3 protein-coding genes are annotated in these 3,319 nt (G+C 38.3%); 2 read left to right on the top strand and 1 reads right to left on the bottom strand.

The features are described 5' to 3' along the window. Positions 1-581 precede the first annotated feature (581 nt). Positions 582-1,658 carry an aldose epimerase family protein gene (locus B3317_RS09145; RefSeq protein ID WP_291110864.1) on the top strand — a complete coding sequence of 359 codons (1,077 nt, stop codon included), beginning with the start codon at positions 582-584 and terminating at the stop codon, positions 1,656-1,658. A gap of 79 nt (positions 1,659-1,737) precedes the next feature. Then, a complete protein-coding gene (locus B3317_RS09150) occupies positions 1,738-2,964 on the top strand; it encodes a glycoside hydrolase family 88 protein (RefSeq protein ID WP_291110867.1) in 1,227 nt (408 codons plus the stop codon). 141 nt (positions 2,965-3,105) lie between these two features. On the opposite strand, the gene B3317_RS09155 is transcribed toward B3317_RS09150, so the two are convergent. Further along, positions 3,106-3,319 (bottom strand): hypothetical protein (locus B3317_RS09155; RefSeq protein ID WP_291110869.1); only part of this gene is annotated, 214 nt, incomplete at its 5' end.

Consider the following 3,319-nt stretch of genomic DNA (forward strand, 5'->3'; position numbering starts at 1 on the left):
ACCCGTCAGGAGAGAAAGGCTAAAAAACGAAAACGTGTTTGAGCTTATCTGACGATTCGGATTATACAAACCTTAGAGCGAGTTTTTTCGTTTAGCCGTCTCTGCTGTTAACGGGTCGGCCTTTGAAGCGGGGTGCTAAAGCACTTTTGGTTCCTTTTGGGGCTTTGGCCAAAAGGAACACAAGGAATTTTAATTCCGCGTAGAAACAAATGCATAGAATAATTGAACGTTAAAACTCAACTACTGATTCGCATTACTTACAGATATATGTATTGTATTACACAAATTTTATCTATAAGGTATCGGCCACGAGCTTTTAATAGCTAGCCCATAGCTCTTTAAATATCTGGACTCAAATTTGGAAATTGATATAAAAACCTGTAAAAGTTGTCAACTTTGTCAACTTTTAGAAAGACAACAATCTTTTTTATATTTCATTTTTTTAATAAACAATCTCTTATATGCACAAAAAGAGGCAATGAATTCGTTAAAATAATATTGTATATTTGCGTTTAACAATTAGTATAAGGAATGTGTTCCTAACAACTATAAGTCACATATTTAACTAACAAAATAATATCATGCAAACAAATGAAACCAAATCGGGGCTGATCCCTGCTAACTTCTCGGGTAAAGTAGACGGAAAAGATGTACAGATGTATGTCCTTAGCAATAACAAAGGGGCCGAAGCCACCGTTATCAACTACGGCGGGAAAATAGTATCGCTTTCTGTTCCCGACAAAAACGGAAAACTAACGGATATAGTCCTGGGACATAATAACCTGACTGAATACCTGAGTTCGGAGGAACCATATTTCGGTGCGGTTTGCGGGCGTACGGGAAACCGCATAGCAAAAGGGCAGTTTACCCTAGATGGTGTGACATATAAATTAGCTATAAATAACGGTCCCAACAATTTGCATGGCGGACTGAAAGGATTCAATGCCGTAGTATGGGATGCCAAACAAATTAACAATCAAACATTAGAGTTGAGATATCTTGCAAAAGACGGAGAAGAGGGATTTCCGGGCAACCTGAGCGTAAAAATGATTTATACACTGACAGATAATAACGAATTCTCAATAGATTACGAAGCCACTACTGATAAGGCTACTATCCTTAATCTGACGAACCATTCATATTTTAATCTGTCGGGAGAAGGCGATCCGAGCATAAACGACCATGTACTGGTAATGCATGCTTCTAATTACCTTCCTACGGACGATACAGCTATCCCATATGGTAAACCTGAAGCTGTAAAAGGTACACCTTTCGACTTTAGAACTCCTCATGCAATAGGCGAAAGAATAGAAGCTGATTTTGAACAGTTACATTTTGGTAAAGGATACGACCATACTATGATATTGGATAGGAAAGAAGGTGAATGCGCTTTGGCTGTAGAATGCTACTCGCCAAAGACAGGTATCCAAATGAATATATCTACTTCCGAACCGGGTGTACAAATATATACCGGTAACTGGATGACCGGAAACTTCGAGGGCAAGCACGGACATCGTTATCCTATGCGTGCTGCTGTTTGCTTCGAAACCCAGCATTTTCCTGACAGTGTTAATAGGCCTGAATATCCAAGCGTTATATTACGTCCGGGAGAAATATTCAAGAGTAAGACTATACACGCATTTTCGGTAAAGAAATGATCCTTAATCATATATTATAACAGGTGGCAGTAAATACGCTGCCACCTGTTTATCTTATATATACCTAAAACGTATTATAATGAAGGCATTCTTTCATATATTTCTTATATCCATTTTATACATCGGTATATCCTGTACTGATAGTAAAAAGAAACAGTTTATCAAAGAAAATACTGATTTTGCGACGCGTCAAACATCAGATATGCTAAGGAATATTGGTGAACCGGACGGCAATAACTATCCGAGATCCACGAATAAAGAAGGTAAACTGGTAACAACAGGCATGTACGACTGGACTCCCGGATTCTTTCCCGGTTCTCTATGGTATTTGTACGAACTATCCGGAGATTCTATCTGGAAAAATAATGCTGAAAGATGGACTACCAGCCTGGAACCCTTGAAAACATTCACTGCCCACCATGATCTGGGATTCATGATGTATTGTAGTTATGGAAACGCTCTCAGGCTGGCTCCCAAAGATGAATATAGGGACATAATTATACAAAGTGCATATTCGCTGGCAACCCGTTATAGTGAGAAAACCAAAGCCATAAAGTCATGGAACTATCACAGATCATGGGACGGAGAGGAATCTCATTTTCCTGTCATCATAGACAATATGATGAACCTCGAATTATTACTAGAAGCCTCAAAGTTATCAGGAGATAAAAAACTATATGATATTGCTGTAGCACATGCAAATACAACTCTGAAAAATCACTTTAGAGATGATTACAGCAGCTATCATGTTGTTTGCTATGATTCACTTACCGGAGAAATCCACCATAAAGTTACTGCACAAGGATTTAGTGACAACTCAACTTGGGCCAGAGGTCAAGCATGGGCTGCATATGGCTTTACTATGATGTATCGTGAAACGAAAGACCCGGTATACCTTGAAGCTGCGACTAAGATTGTGAACTTCTATCTGAAACACCTTCCAGAAGATCTGATCCCCGTTTGGGATTTTAATGTAGGGCAGAAAAGTTATATACCAAAAGGGAACTCTTATGCGGTGGAGTTTCAGGCAAGTTTGAAAGATGCTTCTGCTGCAGCAATAGCATGCTCTGCTTTATTCGATTTAGGGAACTTTACTAAAAATCAAAATTATACCGATATTGCCGTAAAGATGTTAAAAAATTTGGCTTCTCCTTTATACAGGGCACAGCCGGGTACAAATGGAGATTTCCTACTGATGCATTGTGTTGGCAACATACCTAATCATTCAGAAATTGATGTTCCATTGGTGTACGCAGATTATTACTTTCTGGAATCCTTAATAAAATATAAGAGGTTAGCAAGTTAATTTACACATATAAAAGATTAAAATGAAGCCAGCAATAAATGTATTTATTGCTGGCTTCTTTATCTATGTATCAGCCGGCAGAATCTACCGCTATAGTTCTTTGATGTGTTGATTGGCCCCCTTAATCCCCCGGAGGGGGACTTACAATGAGGGTAAAAAGTAATAGGTAGAAAAAGTGTTACTTTTGTTACCTTTTAATAAGTCGTAAGTTGTATTTGTGTTAACTGCTAACTGTTTACTGTTAACTGATATATCTGTCACCTTTGTTACCTTTTTAGCAAGTAGTAAGTATTGAGTAATAAGTTGAAAGTCTCCGTGAATACAGATACCCGTCAGTATGATAATCCATGTGGTA

Source organism: Dysgonomonas sp. UBA7710 (assembly GCF_002482385.1).
GTDB lineage: Bacteria > Bacteroidota > Bacteroidia > Bacteroidales > Dysgonomonadaceae > Dysgonomonas.